The organism is Mycobacterium colombiense (assembly GCF_003284935.1).
Lineage (GTDB): Bacteria > Actinomycetota > Actinomycetes > Mycobacteriales > Mycobacteriaceae > Mycobacterium > Mycobacterium arosiense_A.
The window spans coordinates 53,184-69,729 of the sequence record NZ_QMEV01000017.1; the positions used below are offsets into that span (position 1 = coordinate 53,184).

Annotated in this window: 17 protein-coding genes and 2 pseudogenes; 4 read left to right on the plus strand and 15 right to left on the minus strand. The window is 70.7% G+C overall.

Annotation, left to right across the window (positions count from 1 at the left end; translation table 11 throughout):
* Positions 1-48: 48 nt before the first annotated feature.
* Positions 49-864, minus strand: a complete 816-nt coding sequence (gene tsf / locus DQP57_RS10900) for a translation elongation factor Ts (protein ID WP_112632986.1) — start codon at positions 862-864, stop codon at positions 49-51.
* Between the two features lie 12 nt (positions 865-876).
* Complete coding sequence (rpsB, locus tag DQP57_RS10905) at positions 877-1,710, minus strand: 30S ribosomal protein S2 (protein WP_112632987.1); 834 nt, start codon at positions 1,708-1,710, stop codon at positions 877-879.
* A gap of 300 nt (positions 1,711-2,010) precedes the next feature.
* On the opposite strand from rpsB, the pseudogene DQP57_RS10915 reads away from it, so the two are divergent.
* A pseudogene (locus DQP57_RS10915) lies at positions 2,011-2,496 on the plus strand (M23 family metallopeptidase); the annotation flags it as partial.
* 12 nt (positions 2,497-2,508) lie between these two features.
* Here the strand turns inward: DQP57_RS10915 and DQP57_RS10920 are convergent.
* The 4 genes from DQP57_RS10920 to dprA are packed head-to-tail and all read right to left on the minus strand — an operon-like array spanning position 2,509 to position 6,693.
* A complete protein-coding gene (locus DQP57_RS10920) occupies positions 2,509-3,405 on the minus strand; it encodes a tyrosine recombinase XerC (RefSeq protein WP_112632990.1) in 897 nt (298 codons plus the stop codon).
* Between the two features lie 32 nt (positions 3,406-3,437).
* Entirely contained in the window at positions 3,438-4,598 is a 1,161-nt protein-coding gene (locus tag DQP57_RS10925) for a lactate 2-monooxygenase (RefSeq protein ID WP_112632991.1), read from the minus strand.
* A 24-nt stretch (positions 4,599-4,622) separates the two neighbouring features.
* Positions 4,623-5,480, minus strand: a complete 858-nt coding sequence (locus DQP57_RS10930) for a siderophore-interacting protein (RefSeq protein WP_112632992.1) — start codon at positions 5,478-5,480, stop codon at positions 4,623-4,625.
* Positions 5,481-5,514: 34 nt separating this feature from the next.
* The gene (gene dprA, locus DQP57_RS10935; protein ID WP_112632993.1) at positions 5,515-6,693 is read right to left on the minus strand and encodes a DNA-processing protein DprA; all 1,179 of its coding nucleotides are present in this window, start codon (positions 6,691-6,693) and stop codon (positions 5,515-5,517) included.
* Positions 6,694-6,803: 110 nt separating this feature from the next.
* Between dprA and DQP57_RS10940 the strand changes: the two genes are divergently transcribed.
* A complete protein-coding gene (locus tag DQP57_RS10940; RefSeq protein ID WP_112632994.1) occupies positions 6,804-7,079 on the plus strand; it encodes a DUF4190 domain-containing protein in 276 nt (91 codons plus the stop codon).
* Positions 7,080-7,105: 26 nt separating this feature from the next.
* Here the strand turns inward: DQP57_RS10940 and DQP57_RS10945 are convergent, their stop codons facing one another.
* The 4 genes from DQP57_RS10945 to DQP57_RS10960 form a co-directional block, all read right to left on the minus strand.
* Positions 7,106-8,617, minus strand: coding sequence for a YifB family Mg chelatase-like AAA ATPase (locus tag DQP57_RS10945; protein WP_112632995.1), 1,512 nt, complete (start codon positions 8,615-8,617; stop codon positions 7,106-7,108).
* Positions 8,617-8,994 (minus strand): YraN family protein, encoded by a 378-nt coding sequence (locus DQP57_RS10950; RefSeq protein ID WP_112632996.1) that lies wholly within the window; start codon positions 8,992-8,994, stop codon positions 8,617-8,619. Before DQP57_RS10950 ends, DQP57_RS10945 begins: the two co-directional genes overlap by 1 nt.
* A 114-nt stretch (positions 8,995-9,108) precedes the next feature.
* Positions 9,109-9,927, minus strand: a complete 819-nt coding sequence (gene fdhD, locus DQP57_RS10955; RefSeq protein ID WP_112632997.1) for a formate dehydrogenase accessory sulfurtransferase FdhD — start codon at positions 9,925-9,927, stop codon at positions 9,109-9,111.
* A gap of 121 nt (positions 9,928-10,048) precedes the next feature.
* The gene (locus tag DQP57_RS10960) at positions 10,049-11,029 is read right to left on the minus strand and encodes an NAD-dependent epimerase/dehydratase family protein (protein ID WP_112632998.1); all 981 of its coding nucleotides are present in this window, start codon (positions 11,027-11,029) and stop codon (positions 10,049-10,051) included.
* A gap of 248 nt (positions 11,030-11,277) precedes the next feature.
* Between DQP57_RS10960 and DQP57_RS10965 the strand changes: the two genes are divergently transcribed.
* Positions 11,278-12,048: a GAF and ANTAR domain-containing protein gene (locus tag DQP57_RS10965; protein ID WP_112633018.1), complete on the plus strand. Its 771-nt coding sequence runs from the start codon at positions 11,278-11,280 to the stop codon at positions 12,046-12,048.
* A 3-nt stretch (positions 12,049-12,051) separates the two neighbouring features.
* On the opposite strand, the gene DQP57_RS10970 is transcribed toward DQP57_RS10965, so the two are convergent.
* The 4 genes and pseudogenes from DQP57_RS10970 to rplS form a co-directional block, all read right to left on the minus strand.
* The gene (locus DQP57_RS10970) at positions 12,052-12,357 is read right to left on the minus strand and encodes a DUF2469 domain-containing protein (RefSeq protein WP_112632999.1); all 306 of its coding nucleotides are present in this window, start codon (positions 12,355-12,357) and stop codon (positions 12,052-12,054) included.
* Positions 12,358-12,420: 63 nt separating this feature from the next.
* Positions 12,421-13,168: pseudogene (locus tag DQP57_RS10975) on the minus strand (ribonuclease HII); the annotation flags it as partial.
* Between the two features lie 2 nt (positions 13,169-13,170).
* Positions 13,171-14,076 (minus strand): signal peptidase I, encoded by a 906-nt coding sequence (gene lepB / locus DQP57_RS10980; RefSeq protein WP_112633001.1) that lies wholly within the window; start codon positions 14,074-14,076, stop codon positions 13,171-13,173.
* A 102-nt stretch (positions 14,077-14,178) separates the two neighbouring features.
* Positions 14,179-14,520, minus strand: a complete 342-nt coding sequence (rplS, locus tag DQP57_RS10985; protein WP_064877853.1) for a 50S ribosomal protein L19 — start codon at positions 14,518-14,520, stop codon at positions 14,179-14,181.
* 343 nt (positions 14,521-14,863) lie between these two features.
* Between rplS and DQP57_RS10990 the strand changes: the two genes are divergently transcribed.
* Positions 14,864-15,841, plus strand: coding sequence for a hypothetical protein (locus tag DQP57_RS10990; RefSeq protein ID WP_112633002.1), 978 nt, complete (start codon positions 14,864-14,866; stop codon positions 15,839-15,841).
* Here DQP57_RS10990 and trmD read toward each other — a convergent pair.
* Complete coding sequence (gene trmD, locus DQP57_RS10995; protein WP_112633003.1) at positions 15,838-16,545, minus strand: tRNA (guanosine(37)-N1)-methyltransferase TrmD; 708 nt, start codon at positions 16,543-16,545, stop codon at positions 15,838-15,840. The two genes, DQP57_RS10990 and trmD, sit on opposite strands and share 4 nt — an antisense overlap.
* Between the last annotated feature and the right edge of the window lies 1 nt (position 16,546).

Consider the following 16,546-nt stretch of genomic DNA (forward strand, 5'->3'; position numbering starts at 1 on the left):
ACCGGGAGGTTTCCCGCCTTGTCCGCCGCCGGGGCGGTCAGGCCTCGATCAGGCCTGACCCACCTCGAAGCGAACGAACCGCGTGACCGTGACACCGGCGTCGTCGAGCAGCGCCTTGACGGTCTTCTTGCTGTCGGACACCGACGGCTGCTCGAGCAGCACCGCGTCCTTGAAGAAACCGTTCAGCCGGCCCTCGACGATCTTGGGCAGGGCCTGCTCCGGCTTGCCCTCCGCCTTGGCGGTCTCCTCGGCGATGCGGCGCTCGCTGGCCACCACGTCCTCGGGCACGTCGTCGCGGGACAGGTAGCGGGCCTTGAGCGCGGCGATCTGCAGCGCGACGGCGTGCGCGGCCTCGGTGTCCGAGCCCTGGTATTCCACCAGCACGCCGACCGCGGGCGGCAGGTCGGCGGCCCGCCGGTGCAGGTAGGTCTCGACGGTGCCGTCGAAGTTCGCGACGCGGCGCAGCTCCAGCTTCTCGCCGATCTTGGCCGACAGCTCCGCGATGGCCTGCTCGACGGTCTTATCACCGACGCTGGCGGCCTTGAGCTCGTCGACGTCAGTGGCCTTCGACGACACGGCCGCGGCCACGATCTGGTCGGCCAGCGCCTGGAACTCCGCGTTCTTGGCGACGAAGTCCGTCTCGCTGTTCAGCTCGATCAGCGCGCCGCCCTGGGCCGCGACCAGACCCTCGGCCGTCGCACGCTCGGCGCGCTTGCCGACGTCCTTGGCGCCCTTGATCCGCAGCGCCTCGACGGCCTTGTCGAAGTCACCGTCATTTTCGGCCAGCGCGTTCTTGCAGTCGAGCATCCCGGCACCGGTGAGTTCCCGAAGCCGCTTGACGTCGGCAGCGGTGAAGTTCGCCAATGGTCAGCCCTCCTATGAGGATTCAGTGGTTGATTCGGGGGTGCCCGCAGCGGCGTCGGTGGGGGCGGTGGTGGTAGCGGAGGCCAGCAGCTCCTGCTCCCATTCGGCGAGCGGCTCGGCGGCCTCGGCTTCGGGCTTGCCGTCGCCGCGGCCGACCCCGGCGCGGGCCTGCAGGCCCTCGGCGACCGCGGAGGCGATCACCTTGGTCAGCAGCGCGGCCGAGCGGATCGCGTCGTCATTGCCCGGGATCGGGTAGTCGACCTCGTCGGGGTCGCAGTTGGTGTCCAGGATCGCGATGATCGGGATGTTGAGCTTCCGGGCCTCCGCGACCGCGAGGTGCTCCTTGTTGGTGTCGACGACCCAGATCGCCGACGGCACCTTGGCCATGTCGCGGATACCGCCGAGGCTGCGCTCGAGCTTGTTCTTCTCGCGGGTCAGCATCAAGATTTCCTTCTTGGTGCGGCCCTCGAAGCCACCGGTCTGCTCCATCGCCTCGAGTTCCTTGAGGCGCTGCAGCCGCTTGTGCACGGTGGAGAAGTTGGTCAGCATGCCGCCCAGCCAGCGCTGGTTCACGTAGGGCATGCCGACGCGGGTCGCCTCCGCGGCGACCGATTCCTGCGCCTGCTTCTTGGTGCCGACGAACAGGATGCTGCCGCCGTGGGCGACGGTCTCCTTGACGAACTCGTACGCCTGGTCGATGAAGGTCAGCGTCTGCTGCAGGTCGATGATGTAGATGCCGTTGCGGTCGGTGAAGATGAACCGCTTCATCTTGGGATTCCAGCGACGGGTCTGGTGCCCGAAGTGGGTGCCGCTGTCGAGCAGCTGCTTCATGGTTACGACGGCCATGCTTGTGCCTTACGTGTGTCGGTTGTCGCCTGGCATCGGGTGACGCCGGGCCCTGGCGGCTGCTGCGATGCCGGACCCAGCCGGGAAACCCGGTCGGGACCGCCCGGCATGCGATTGCGTTCTCCTAGTGGAACCAGAGACGCGATGCAGACGCGCGAAGTCAGCCCGCGAACGAGCTGCGACCAGCAGTTTACACCGTCTCAGCAGGTGCTTTTGCCACGCTTCCCCAACCGGGCCGCTCCTGCACAGACCGGCCGGATCCGGGTGGACCGGCCCGCGGGGACGCGCTGAACTGGCTGGATGCGGTGGAGTGCGCTGCTGGTGTGCGCGTCCCTGGTCAGCGCGGCGCCGGCGGTTGCCGCCGAGGATCGCCTGGAGTGGCCGCTGCGCCCGCCGCCGGCCGTTGTCCGGGGATTCGACGCCCCGGCCCAGGACTGGCATCCCGGGCACCGGGGGGTCGACCTGGCCGGGGCGGCCGGTCAGCCGGTGTACGCCGCGGGCGCGGGGACGGTGGTGTTCGCCGGTGTGCTGGCCGGGCGGCCCGTGGTGTCGCTGGCCCATCCCGGTGGGTTGCACACCAGCTACGAGCCGGTGCGGGCGAGCGTGCGGGTGGGCCAGCAGGTGACGGCCGCGAGCGTGATCGGCGCGCTGGTCGCGGGGCACGCCGGGTGCCCGGTCGCGGCGTGTCTGCACTGGGGCGCGATGTGGGGGCCGGCGTCGGGCGCCCGCTATGTCGATCCGCGGGGATTGCTGACGTCCACGCCGATCCGGCTCAAACCGCTGAACCCGTGAGCCGGCTCAGGCCCGGGGGTGGGCCTGGTCGTGCACCGCGCGCAACCGGGACACCGCGACGTGGGTGTAGAGCTGGGTGGTCGCCAGGCTGGAATGCCCGAGCAGCTCCTGGACCACGCGCAGGTCGGCGCCGCCCTCGAGCAGGTGGGTGGCCGCGCTGTGCCGCAGGCCGTGCGGGCCCATGTCCGGCGCGCCGTGGACCGCGGCGACGGTCTGATGCACCACCGTGCGCGCCTGGCGAACGTCGAGCCGGCGGCCCCGCGCACCCAGCAGCAGCGCCGGCCCCGATTCCGCGTTGGCCAGGGCGGGGCGTCCGTCGGCCAGCCAGGCATCCAGGGCCTCGGCGGCGGGCCGGCCGAACGGCGCGCTGCGCTGCTTGTTGCCCTTGCCGAGCACTGTGACGAGCCGGTGATGGGTGTCGACGTCGTCGATGTCCAGGCCGCACAGCTCGCTGACCCGGATCCCGGTGGCGTACAACATCTCGACGATCAGCCGGTCGCGCAGCGCTAGCGGATCACCTTGCTGCGCACCGCTTTTGGCAGCGGCCATGGCGTCGGCGGCCTGGTCCTGGCGCAGCACCGCGGGCAGGGTGCGGTGCGCCTTGGGCACCTGGAGCCGCACGGCGGGGTCGGCGCTCAGCAGCCCGCGACGGACCGCCCACGCGGTGAAGGCCTTGACGGCCGAGGTGCGCCGGGCCAGCGTCGTGCGGGCGACGCCGGCCGCGGCCGCGGCGGACAACCACGAGCGCAGCAGCGGCAGGCTCAGCCCGTCCAGGCCCGCGCCGCGGTCACCGACGAAGGCGAGCAGCGAGCGCAGGTCGCCGAGGTAGGCGCGACGGGTGTGCGCCGAGCGCCCGCATTGCAGCTCCAGGTACTCGTCGAACTCGTCGAGAATCGCCTGCACTCCCCCACGGTCGCAGGGCGCAGTGGGGCGCTCTAGTCGACGCGCCGAAGCGTGTCCGGGGTGAGATCTTTGAGCGTCGGATAGCCGTCGACGGCCATGATGAGGTCGGCTTCGGCCAGGATCGAGCGCAGCACGTGCACGACGCCGTCGACGCCGCCGAGCGCTAGGCCGTAGGCGTACGGGCGGCCGATGCCCACCGCCGTGGCGCCCAGCGCGAGCGCCTTGACGACGTCGGCGCCGCTGCGGATGCCCGAATCGAACAGCACGGGCAGCCCGTCGGCCGCCTCGACGACCCCGGGCAGGCACGCGAGGGCGGGCAGGCCGCCGTTGGCCTGGCGCCCGCCGTGGGTGGAGCAGTAGATGCCGTCGACGCCGCCGTCCCTGGCCCGCCGGGCGTCGTCGGGGTGACAGATGCCCTTGATGATCAACGGCAGGTCGGTCAGCGACCGCAGCCACCCGAGGTCGTCCCAGGTCAGCGGGTTGCCGAAGGTGGTCACCCACTGCAGCACGGTGCCTTGCGGGTCCTCTTCCGGCGGGCGCTGCAGTCCGGCGCGAAAGACCGGGTCGCTGGTGTAGTTGCTCAGGCAAAGCCCCCGCAACTGGGGAAAGTTGGCCGTGCTGAGGTCGCGCGGGCGCCACCCCGGGATCCAGGTGTCCAGCGTGACGATGATGCCCTTGTAGCCGGCGGCTTCGGCGCGCTGGACCAGGCTGGCGGCCAGGTCGCGGTCCTTGGGCGTGTACAGCTGGAAGAAGCCGGGGGTGTCGCCGAACTGCGCGGCGACGTCTTCCATCGGGTCGGCGGTCAGGGTGGAGACGACCATCGGGACGCCGGTGGCCGCGGCCGCGCGTGCGGTGGCCAGGTCGCCGTGGCCGTCCTGGGCGCAGATGCCGATGACGCCGATCGGCGCCATGAACACCGGCGACGGCAAGGTCAGGCCGAACAAGTCCACCGACAGGTCCCGCGCGGCGGCACCGACGAACATCCGCGGTATCAGGCCCCAGTGATCGAACGCCTCGCGGTTGGCCCGCTGTGTGCGTTCGTCGCCGGCGCCGCCGGTGACGTAGCTCCACACCGACGGCGACATGGCCCGCTCGGCGCGGGCCTCCAGCTCCGCGAAGGCCATCGGCAGCGCGGGCGCCACCCCGCCGAGGCCCTTGAAGTAGATCTCGTTCTGGTAGTCGCCGAATGCCATGAAAAAGACAATGCCAGGCGGCCGTCAGGCTGACGAATTGGCCGACTCGGCCTGCGCCAGCTCCTTCTTCCACTGCCGGAACGTCTCTTCGGTGCGGCCGCGACGCCAGTAGCCCGAGATCGACGCCGCCCACTTGGCGTCCACCCCGCGCTCTTTGCGGATGTAGGGCCGCAGGTTGTGCATCACGGCTTGGGCCTCGCCGTGGATGAAGACGTGCACCTGACCCGGCAGCCAGGGGGCGCTCTTGACGGCCTCGATCAGCGGCGCGTGATCGCCGGCACGGTCCTCGGGGACCAGGTCGGCACGGCCGCCGCGGTACACCCAATGCACCTCGACGCCGTCGGGTGCGCTCAACGGGATCTCGTCCTCTGGGCCCGCCACCTCGATGAACGCCTTACCGACGGCGCTGGGGGGCAACGCTTCCAGCGCCGCGGCGATGGCCGGCAGCGCCGATTCGTCGCCGGCCAGCAGGTGCCAGTCGGCGGCGGGGTCCGGGGTGTACGCGCCGCCGGGGCCCATCAGGTAGATCGGCTGGCCGGGCTGGGCCGTCGACGCCCACTGCCCCGCCATGCCGTGCTCGCCGTGCACGACGATGTCCAGCGTGATCTGGCGCTTCTCGACATCGACGTTGCGCACGGTGAGCGTCCGCACCGACGGCTTCTTCTCCGGGGGCAGGTCGGCGAAGCTGTCGAGGGTCAGCGGCCCGGGCAAACCGGCCACGTCCACGTCGTCGGCGACGAACACCAGCTTGACGTAGGAGTCGGTGAACTTGCTCGGCACGAAGGCGTCAAAATCCTTGCTCCCGAGCACTATCCGCACCATGTGCGGCGTGAGTTGTTCGGTACCGACGACCTCGAAGCATTGCAGTGGTCGACCTGCCACTTGTCCTCCTGTTCACACCCCGACCCCCGCTCGACTATACGAGTCGCGTCGTCGCTGCAGCTCGGCCCGCGGAGGCCCGGACAATCCGCCACCGCCCGTCCTGGCGCTGCACCAGCCCGGCCAGCTCGAGCATCGCCAGCGGTCCCAGCGCTAGCTCGGGCACCATTCCCGAGACGACGGCGATCTCGTCGACGGTGGCCGCGCCGCGCCCCGGCAGCGCCTCGTAGACCCGGCGTTCGGCGTCGGTGAGGCCATCGAGCGGCGTCGCGGGGTGCGGATCCTCGGCGGCCAGCTCCCCGATGTGGCCGATGAGCTCGACGACGTGGTCGGCCCGGGTGACCAGCTCGGCGCCGTTGCGCAGCAGCGCGTGGCAGCCCGCCGACGCCGAGGACGTCACGGGCCCGGGCACCGCTGCCACCACCCGCCCGAGTGCCCGGGCCCAGGCCGCGGTGTTGGCCGCGCCGCTGCGCAGGCCGGCTTCCACCACCACGGCGGCCCCGGCCGTGGCGGCCACCAGCCGATTGCGGGTCAGGAACCGGTGGCGGGCGGGGCGGATACCGGGCGCGTATTCGCTGAACACCAGCCCGTGCTGGCCGATCCGGTGCAGCAGCGCGGTGTGACCGCTCGGGTAGGGGACGTCGAGCCCGCCGGCCAGGACGGCGACGGTGATGCCGTCGCAGCCCAGCGCGGCGCGGTGCGCCGCGCCGTCGATGCCGTAGGCGCCGCCCGAGACCACCGCGACGTCGCGCTGCGCCAACCCGGCCGCCAGTTCCCCGGCGACGTGCTCGCCGTACGTGGTGCACGCGCGCGTCCCGACCACGGCGGCCGCCCGGTGCGCGACCTCATCGAGCCGGACGGGTCCCAGCGCCCACAACACCATCGGCGGCACCATCGGCGCACCGCCGCGGGGACGCGGTGCCGCACCGCGGAACGCGGCGAACGCCAGGACCGGCCATTCGTCGTCGTCGGGGGTGATCAACCGGCCGCCACGACGGTCGAGCATCTCCAGATCGGCTGCGCTGCAGTCGAGTTCGCGCCTGGCCTGGGTGCGACCGGCCAGGCCGTCGTCGACCAGTCCGCGGCGGACCAGGTCGGCCGCCTCGACCGGGCCGACGCCCCGCACCAGCGCGGCGAGCTCGGCGCAGGGCGGCTCGGCCACCCGGGACAGATAGGCCCAGGCGCGCAGCGTGGGGTCGTCGGGCGCCGTCGTCATCGCCGTGCCCCCCGCGCCAAGGACGCGCCAAGAATCCTTTGAGCCGCGCGCGCGAGTGTGGGGTCGTCAGCCGCCCGCCGCACCCCGGCCCGCAACGAACGGAACGACCCATGATCCTCGACCTGCCGATGGTGCACAGCGTGTCCGAGCGCCCCAAGAACCCCTGGGCCGTCGCGGCGTTCGCTCTCAGCTTGGTCAGCTGGATCGGTTTTCCCATCCCCCTCATCAGCATCGGGCTGGCCTGCCTCGGGCTGCGCGAGATGGAACAACGGGGTGAAAGTGGCCGTGCCATGGCCCAATTCGCCCGGGCGTTCGCGATTCTGGTGAGCGTCGCGATCGCGGTGCGGGGTGGGCACACCGATTGGCTGACCATCGCGCGCTGGTAGCGCGCCATGGCGCTGCGTCGCGGCGCTCATCGCTGCGCCCCAGGTTGACGGAAGCTGAGTGCGGCGGCAACTTCGTCGGTCCCGGGCGAGGTGCGGCCCGCGAGGTCGGCCAGGCTCCACGCGACGCGCAACGTGCGGTCGAGGCCACGGATGCTGAGCAGCCCGCGGTCCAGCGCCCGTTGCAGCGGCTCCATCGCCGCGTTGCCGGGCCGAAACTTCCGGCGCAGCAGCGTCCCACTGACCTCGCCATTGGTGCGAAACCCGTGCGGTCGCCAGCGCTCGGCGGCGGCCGCGCGGGCCTGCGCGACCCGGTGGCGAACCTGCGCACTCGATTCGGCGTCTCTGGCCGCGAACGCCCCGGCCTTCACCTGGTGCATCTGCACGCGCAGGTCGACCCGATCCAGCAGCGGTCCCGAAAGCTTGCCCAGGTAGCGGCGTTTGGCCGCCGCCGCGCAGATGCAGTCCTGCGGGTCTGCCGGCGCGCACGGGCACAGGTTGGCGGCCAGCACCAGCTGAAACCGGGCGGGATAACACGCCACCCCGTCGCGGCGGGCCAGGCGAATCTCGCCGTCCTCCAACGGCGTTCGCAGGGCCTCCAGCGCGCTGACCCGGATCTCGGCGCACTCGTCGAGGAACAGCACCCCGCGATGGGCCCGGCTGACCGCGCCCGGGCGCGCCATCCCGGACCCGCCGCCGACCAGCGCGGCGACGCTGGAACTGTGATGGGGCGCCACGAACGGCGGCCTGGTGATCAGGGGGGTGTCGCCCGAGAGCAGCCCGGCCACCGAGTGAATCGCCGTCACTTCCAGGGACTCGTCGTCGGTCAACGGCGGCAGCAACCCCGGAAGGCGTTGGGCTAGCATGGTTTTGCCGACGCCCGGCGGCCCGGTGAGCATCAGGTGGTGGGCACCGGCGGCGGCCACCTCCACCGCGAACCGCGCCTGCGTCTGCCCGACGACGTCGACCAGATCCGCCGCGGGCTGGCCGTCGGTCGGTTTCGCGTCGATCCTGCCGTCCAGGGCGCCGGTGCCGCTGAGCCACTTGTGCAGCTGGCCCAGGGTGCGCACGCCCCACACGTCGACCCCGTCGACCAGGCTGGCCTCGGCGAGGTTGTCGACGGGAACCACCACGGCCGGCCAGCCGTCGCGCTTGGCGGCCAGCACCGCGGGCAGCACCCCGCGCACCGGGCGGACCCGGCCGTCCAGGGACAGCTCGCCGAGCAGCACCGTCTTCTCCAGCCGGTCCCAGGGGTTCTTGCGCTGCGCCGACAGCACCGCGGCGGCCAGGGCGAGGTCGTAGACCGACCCCATTTTGGGCAGCGTCGCCGGCGACAGCGCCAGGGTGAGCCGCGCCTGTGGCCAGCTGTTTCCGCAGTTGGTGACGGCGGCCCGGACCCGGTCGCGTGATTCCTGCAGGGCGGCGTCGGGCAGGCCCACCAGGTGCACGCCGGGCAGCCCGGAGGTGATGTCGGCTTCGATCTCGACGATCTGTCCGTCCACGCCGCGCACCGCGACGGAGAACGCGCGTCCCAGCGCCATCAGCCGATCCCCCGCAGGTGGGTGATTTCGGGGGTGCGGCGGCGCCCGATCCGCACCCCGATCACGTCGATGCGGATCGCGGCCCAGCGGTGGTGCTGGCCGGCCAGCCACAGCCCGGCCAGCCGGCGCAACCGCCGCACCTTGCGGGGCGTGACGGCGTGCGCCAGGCCGCCGTATCCGTCGCCGGTGCGGGTCTTCACCTCGACGAACACCAGCGTCGACGCGGCGTCGTCGCGGGCGATGATGTCGAGTTCGCCGTAGCGGCAGCGCCAATTGCGCTCGAGGATGCGCAATCCCATCCGGGTCAGATGATCCACGGCGAGCGCCTCACCCAGCGCCCCCAGCTGGATGCGGGTCATGGTCGTTTCGGTTGTCATGCGGGCCACGGTGCCCGGTGCCCCCGACGGGACGGGCCGCCGTGGCCGCCCGAAACCGCCCGCGACGCCCGGTTATCCCCAGTGCGGCGTTCCTCCACAGCCGGCGGAGAAGCGCTAGGTGATCCGCTCGGCCCCGGTGTAGATGTTCATCGAGTCCTCCCGCAGGAACGCCACCAGTGTGATGCCGGACTCCTCGGCCAGCGAAACCGCCAGCGACGACGGCGCGGACACGGCCGCCAGCACGGGAATCCCGGCCATCACGGCCTTCTGCGTCAGCTCGAACGACGCCCGCCCGCTGACCAGCAACACCGAGCCCTGCAGCGGTATCCGCTCGTGCTCGGTGACCCAGCCGATCACCTTGTCGACCGCGTTGTGCCGCCCCACGTCCTCGCGGACCACCAGCATCGCGCCGTCGGCGCCGAACAACGCCGCGGCGTGCAGGCCCCCGGTGCTGTCGAAAACCTTTTGCGCGGCACGCAATTGACCGGGCATCGCCTCGAGGGCGGCCGCGGCCACGGTCGTGTGGTCGCTGCCCGGCGAGAACCGGCTGAGCAGCCGCACCGCGTCCAGTGACGCCTTGCCGCACACCCCGCAGGACGAGGTGGTGTAGAAGTTGCGGGTGACGTCGAGGGCCGGGGGTTTCACCCCGGGGGCCAGCGTCACGTCCAGCACGTTGTAGGTGTTCTCCCCGTCGACGGCGCCACCGCAATACCGAATGGCCACCACGTCCTCGCGGCCCGCGATGACGCCTTCGGTGAGCAGAAAGCCTTGGGCGAGTTCAAAATCCGATCCCGGGGTGCGCATCGTCACGGTGACCGCGGCGCCGTCGACCCGGATCTCCAACGGCTCCTCGACGACCAGGGTTTCCGGTCGGGTGATCGCTGTGCCGGCGCTCAGATGCGTCACCCGCCGGCGCGACGTGACGTGCCCCACTAGGCGATTTCACCGCCGGCGGCCGCCGGGGTCGAAACGTCGCGAGAAACGACGGAACGCTCGAGACCCATCGGATCAAACTACCCTGGCCGGCGGTCGGCCGCCGAGACGAACAACGCTGTCATACCCCCGAAGCCAGCGCTTCGAGCGTGTCCGACGAGGAGTGCAGTGGGCGCCAGCCCAATTGGGTCTTGGCCTTGGTGGTGTCCATGACCATCGACGTCCGCGCGGTGTGCAGCCATTCCAGCATGGACGGCACCCGCGGTACCCGCGAGATCGCCGCGGAGGCCGCCGTCGCGGCGACGGCGGGGACCCGCACCGGCCGGCCACCCAGCGCCCTGGCCACGTCGCCCACCGTCACGACCCCGTCACCGGCGATGTTGTACACCCCCGGCGGCGCCGGGGCGGTGGCCGCCAGCGCGATCGCCGTCGCGACGTCGTCGTGGTGGACCAGCTGCAGGGGGTAGCCCGGATCGGGCACCACGGGCTTGAGCACCGGGACGGCCTTGACCACCGCCCGCACCGGGCCGGGCAGCTGGTTCCACGGCATGGCGTCGGCCAGCGCGGTGGCCTTGGGGCCCGCGACGACGCAGGGCCGCAGAACGAACACCTCGAGCGGCGAGTCCTTGGTGATGTCGGCCAGCAGCGCCTCGCAGGCGGCCTTCTGCTCGGAGTAGTAGTGCTCGGCGGATCCGCGGGCGGCCACGTCCTCGGTCAGCGGGACGGGATTGTCGGAGTGGTAGCCGTACGCGGCCACCGACGAGGTGTACACCAGGCGCCGCGGCCGTTCGGCGGCCACCGTCGCCTCGAACAGATTGCGGGTGCCCTGCAGGTTCACCCGGGCGCTCTCGTCGCGCGACCCCATGATGATGAAGGCCAGGTGGATCACGACGTCGGCCTGTGCAACCAGGGCGTCGACGGCCTCGCGGTCCAGGATGTCGCCCTGCTGATAGGTGGTCTTCTGCCAGCCGCGCGACGACGGGTCGAACGGCCGGCGAGCCATCCCGATGATCGCGTCAACGGCGGGCTCGCGTTCCAGCGCCGTCACCGCGGAGATGCCGATCTCCCCGGTTGGTCCGGTCACTGCGACGGTCACTCCCATTCAGAACGTCCTTCCCTCCTGCGGCCAGCCGAAACCCCGCGCGCGTGGTAGAACCATCTTTCCAACGTCTCGCGACCAGTGAGCCCTGGGACGTCATCGTCAGCATGTTTGGCGGTCAACGGTGACCGGCGTGATCGCCGGATCTGTGCAACCGGACGAAACAGGGTGTAAGGCTGGTACGGGCGGCGGATAATCTACGGCGATCGAATGCGGATAACACCGCCGACACCGCAGGAATGAGGCATGACATGGCGGACCAATCGAAGACTGGCGCGGACGCGCCCGCGACGGGCGGAGAGAAGGCCGACCCCGCGACGGTGTTCGCCGCCCTCGCCGAGATCATCTACCAGGGCTCCGAGGCCAACCAGATGTATGCGGCCATCTGCGTCGCCGCCACCCTGACCGTCCGCGGCTGCGACCACGCCAGCCTGCTGGTGCGCGAGAACGACAAATACGTCACCGTCGGCGCCAGCGACCAGCTCGCGAAGCACATCGACGACATCGAAAGGCGGGCCGGTGACGGCCCCTGCATCGACGCCATCGAGGAGGAGACGCCGCAGATCGACACCGATCTGACGACCCCGTCGCACTGGCCGCGACTGGCCAAAATCCTGGTCGCGGAGACCCCGGTGCGCGGGGCGATGGGATTTCGCCTCCTGGTCGACAAACGCAAAGGGGCGGCGCTGAACCTGTTCAGCGACACGCCCAACATGTTCGACGCCGAATCCGCCGGGCGGGCCGCGGTGCTGGCCGCGTTCGCCAGCGTCGCCATCAACGCGGTCGCCAAGGGCGAGGACGCCGCCAGCCTGCGCCGCGGGCTGCTCAGCAACCGCGAGATCGGCAAGGCCGTCGGCATGTTGATGCTGCTCCATGAGATGAGCGAGGACGAGGCGTTCGACCTGCTGCGGCGCCACTCCCAGGCGCTGAACATCAAGCTGGCCGACGTCGCGCGGGAGGTCATCGAGGCGCGCGGCCAGCTGCCCGCCGCCGGCGACAACCAGCTTCCGCCGAATTCGTAGCGGCTACTCGGGGAGCCGCAGCTCCGGCTTCTCGACCTCTTCGATGTTGACGTCCTTGAAGGTGACCACCCGCACCTGTTTGACGAACCGCGCCGGCCGGTACATGTCCCACACCCAGGCGTCGGACAGTCGCAGCTCGAAGTAGACCTCGCCGTCGGCGTTGCGCGGCGTCATCTCCACACTGTTGGCCAGGTAGAAGCGCCGCTCGGTCTCCACGACGAAGCTGAACTGGCCGACGATGTCCTTGTATTCGCGGTACAGCGAGAGCTCCATCTCGGTTTCGTACTTTTCGAGATCTTCTGCACTCATCTGCTCAGACGTCCTTCTCCCAGACAGTTTTCCCGGATATCCCCGCGCTAGCGGCCGTTCGCCGGGGTGGGAATCCTGTTCCCATCTTTCCTCACCGGGATCCGTCGCGCTGCAGCGGTGGGTCCGGTTTGCACTCGGCCACCACCCGGCCGCCCGAACCGTTGGCCACCCGCCGCACGTTGATGAACGAATAACGATGCTCGGGGCACGGGCCCAGCCGCGCCAGCGCGGCGCTGTGTGCCGGCGTGCCGTAGCCCTTGTGCAGGGCGAAACCGTAACCGGGATGGTCGTTCTCCATGGCGACCATCAACCGGTCCCGGCTGACCTTAGCCAGCACGCTGGCCGCGGCGATACACGCCGCGACGGCATCGCCGCCGATGACCGGCAGCGACGGGACGGCCAGGCCGGGCACCCGGAAGCCGTCGCTGAGCACGTAGCCGGGCCGCATCGACAGCCCGGCGACGGCACGGCGCATGCCCTCGATGTTGGCGACGTGCACGCCGCGCCGGTCCACCTCGGCCGGCGGGATGAACACCACGTGGTAGGCCAGCGCGTAGCGGCGAATCAGCGGGAACAGCTTCTCCCGGGTGACCTCGGTGAGCTTTTTGGAATCATCAAGGGCGGCAAGGCTTTCCAAGCGCCCCGGCCCGAGCACACAGGCCGCCACCACCAGCGGCCCGGCGCAAGCGCCGCGGCCGACCTCGTCGACACCGGCGACCGGGCCCAGCCCGCTGCGGTACAGCGCCGACTCCAGGGTGCGTAACCCCGACGACTTACGGATCACCGTCCGCGGCGGCCACGTCGTGGCCATGACTACTTATTTTGCTGCGGGTTCACCGATCCCACGCCGCCCCATCGGGACGGCGGCCACACGATGAACCTGGCTTTGCCGATCACGTTGGACACCGGCACGGTTCCCGAGCTGGGGTCGCCGGTGCACAGCACCCCCTTGAGGGCTTCGGCCGGCACGCTGGTGCAGTGGGCGCGCGAGTCCGCCGAGTGCGTCCGGTTGTCGCCCATCACCCACAGCCGCCCCGCCGGGACGTGCACCGGCCCGAACTCGCTGCCCAGGCACGGGTACACCGACGGGTCGGCGGCCATGGTGGTGCGGTCCAGGTACGGCTCCTTGAGCGGCTTGCCGTCGACCGTCAACCCGGTCTCGGCCCGGCACTGCACCGTCTGCCCGCCGACCGCGATGACCCGCTTGACCAGGTCGTTCTCGTCCGGCGGCACGAACCCGACGAAGGACAGGGCGTTCTGCACCCAGCGCAGCACGGTGTTGTTGGACCGGATCGACTTGTAGCCGAGGTTCCACGGCGGCGGCCCCTTGAAGACGATGACGTCGCCGGGGCGCGGCGCGGTGAAGCGGTAGCTGACCTTGTCGACCATGATGCGGTCGCCGACGCAGCCCGTGCACCCGTGCAGCGTGGGCTCCATGGATTCCGACGGGATCAGGTAGGGCCGCGCCACGAAGGTCAACATGACGTAGTAGAGGACGACGGCGATCACCGCCAGGATCGCGAATTCACGCAACGTCGACCGCTTGGGTTCCGCCGGGTCGGCGGCCTCAGGCGTCTGGGCCGCCGGCCCCGGTTCGGGTATCGACCCGGCCGTCGCCGCGGCGTCGTCGGGGCGTGTCTGAAGGTTGCGGGTAGAGACCTTCGGATCTGACTCGCCGGCGGGCGGCTCGGGCTTCGATGAATCCGCGGTATCGGTCACGAGATCAGCGTAGTCAGCGCGCGGTGTGGGTCGCGAAACCGGCAAGCGATCCGCCGCCGGAAACGAGGGGACGAATCATCAGCGCCGCCAAGGCGTCCCGGCTCAGCGCTTCTCCTTGATCTTGGCCTTCTTGCCGCGCAGTTCGCGCAGGTAGTACAGCTTCGCGCGACGGACGTCACCGCGGGTCACCACCTGGATGTGGTCGATGTTGGGCGAGTGCACCGGGAAGGTCCGCTCGACGCCGACGCCGTAGCTTTCCTTGCGCACGGTGAAGGTCTCACGGATGCCACCGCCCTGGCGGCGGATCACCACGCCCTTGAACACCTGGATGCGCTCCTTGGCGCCCTCGATGACCTTCACGTGCACGTTGATGGTGTCGCCCGGGCCGAAAACCGGGATGTCGTCGCGCAGCGACGCCTGATCGACGAAGTCCAGCCGGTTCATGCGAGACACTTCCTTGAGGTCGCGGCCGACGGCAGCTACCCACACGCAGGTGTGAGGCGGTCGCCAAGCCGATGGTTTCGGGCTTTCTGGCGTATCTCGCAGCAGGCGGGAAACGGCTCGACCGGCCTGCAACCGCTGGAGACAACTGGTCAATTGTGCCAGACGGGGCGCGTGCCGCGAAAATCACAGCAAGTCGGCGGTTCGTAACGCGCCAAACGCGCTGGTAAATGGTACATATGACTGGGGTCAGAACGCGCTACCCGCACACCAGCGTGATGGCCGCTGCAGGTGGCGCGACGGGTCCCGCCCTTGCACTGTGTTCCAGTCACGCCGGAGGAGACGAATGCGGGTACGTCCGCTGACGCTAGTCACCGCCACCGCGGCGGTGACGTTGGTGGTTGCCGCGGGCTCCGAGGCGCTGGTGCAGGCGAAGGTCTACACCCTGCCGGTCGCCGCGCCCGTTCGGGTCATCTCGGCGCCCCCCACGTCGCCTCCCCCGCAGTCCGCCACGGTGATGCTGGAGGCGGCCGCCCCGGCGCAGGCACCGCAGGCGCTGCCGAACCCGGGATTCCCCCAGCTGCAGACCCGCATCCAGCAGGCCGCGGACGAGGCCGCCGGCAGCGGGGCCGCCCTGTCGGTGGCCATCCTCGACCGCACCACCCATCAGCTGGTCACCAACGGCAACAGCCAAGTGATCGGCACCGCGTCGGTGGCGAAGCTGTTCATCGCCGACGACCTGCTGCTGCACGAATCCGAGGGCAAGGCGCCGCTGAGCGCCGACGACCGCCAGGCGCTGGACATCATGCTGCAGTCCTCCGACGACGGCGCGGCCGAGAGGTTCTGGGGTCAGGGCGGCGGGGCCGCCATCATCACCGAGGTGGCCGCCCGCTACGGCCTGGCCTCCACCACCCCGCCCAGCGACGGGCGCTGGTGGAACACCATGAGCTCGGTGACCGACCTCATCCGCTACTACGAGATGCTGCTGGACGGCTCGGGCGGCCTGCCCGCCGATGACGCCAAGATCATCGTCAACGACCTGGCCCAGTCCACCCCCACCGGGCTGGACGGCTACCCGCAGCGGTTCGGCATCCCGGACGGCCTGTACGCCGAGCCGGTCGCGGTCAAGCAGGGCTGGATGTGCTGCATCGGCAGCGATTGGATGCACCTGTCGACCGGCGTGATCGGGGCCGACCGCCGCTACATCATGGTGGTCCAGTCCCTGCAGCCCGCCGACGACGCCACCGCCCGCGACACCATCACCCGGGCGGTCAAGACGATCTTTCCCGACGGCCGCATCGAGGCGCCGCGACACGGGCTCTAACGAGCCGAGTCGTCGCCGGGCTCAAGCAGTTCGGGGCGCCGGTCGCGGGTCCGCTGCAGCGAGATCTCGCGGCGCCAGGCGGCGACGCGCGCGTGGTCACCCGACAGCAGCACCTCCGGGACGTCCAGCCCGCGCCAGCTCGGCGGCCGGGTGTAGCTGGGCCCCTCCAGCCGCCGGTCCAGTGCCGGTGAGTGCGAATCCTCGCGGTGCGACGCGGGATTGCCGAGGACCCCGTCGAGCAGGCGCAGCACGGCCTCGATCATCACCACCGCCGCCGACTCGCCGCCGGGCAGCACGTAGTCGCCGATCGAGACCTCTTCGACGCGCATGCGCCGCGCGGCGTCGTCGATGACCCGCTGGTCGATGCCCTCGTAGCGACCGCACGCGAACACCAGGTGGGTCTCGGCGCTCCAGCGCGCGGCCGTCGCCTGCGTGAACAGGCGCCCGGCCGGGGTGGGGACAACGAGAAGCGTTTCCCCGGAGGTGATTTCGTCAAGCGCGTCGCCCCACACCGGCGCCTTCATCACCATCCCCGGGCCGCCGCCGTAGGGGGCGTCGTCGACCGAGCGGTGCACGTCGTGCGTCCAGCGCCGCAGGTCATGCACGTGCAGATCGACCGTGCCGGAGCGAATCGCCTTGCCCGGCAACGACTGCCGCAGCGGGTCCAAAAAGGCCGGAAAGATCGTGACGACGTCGATTCTCATA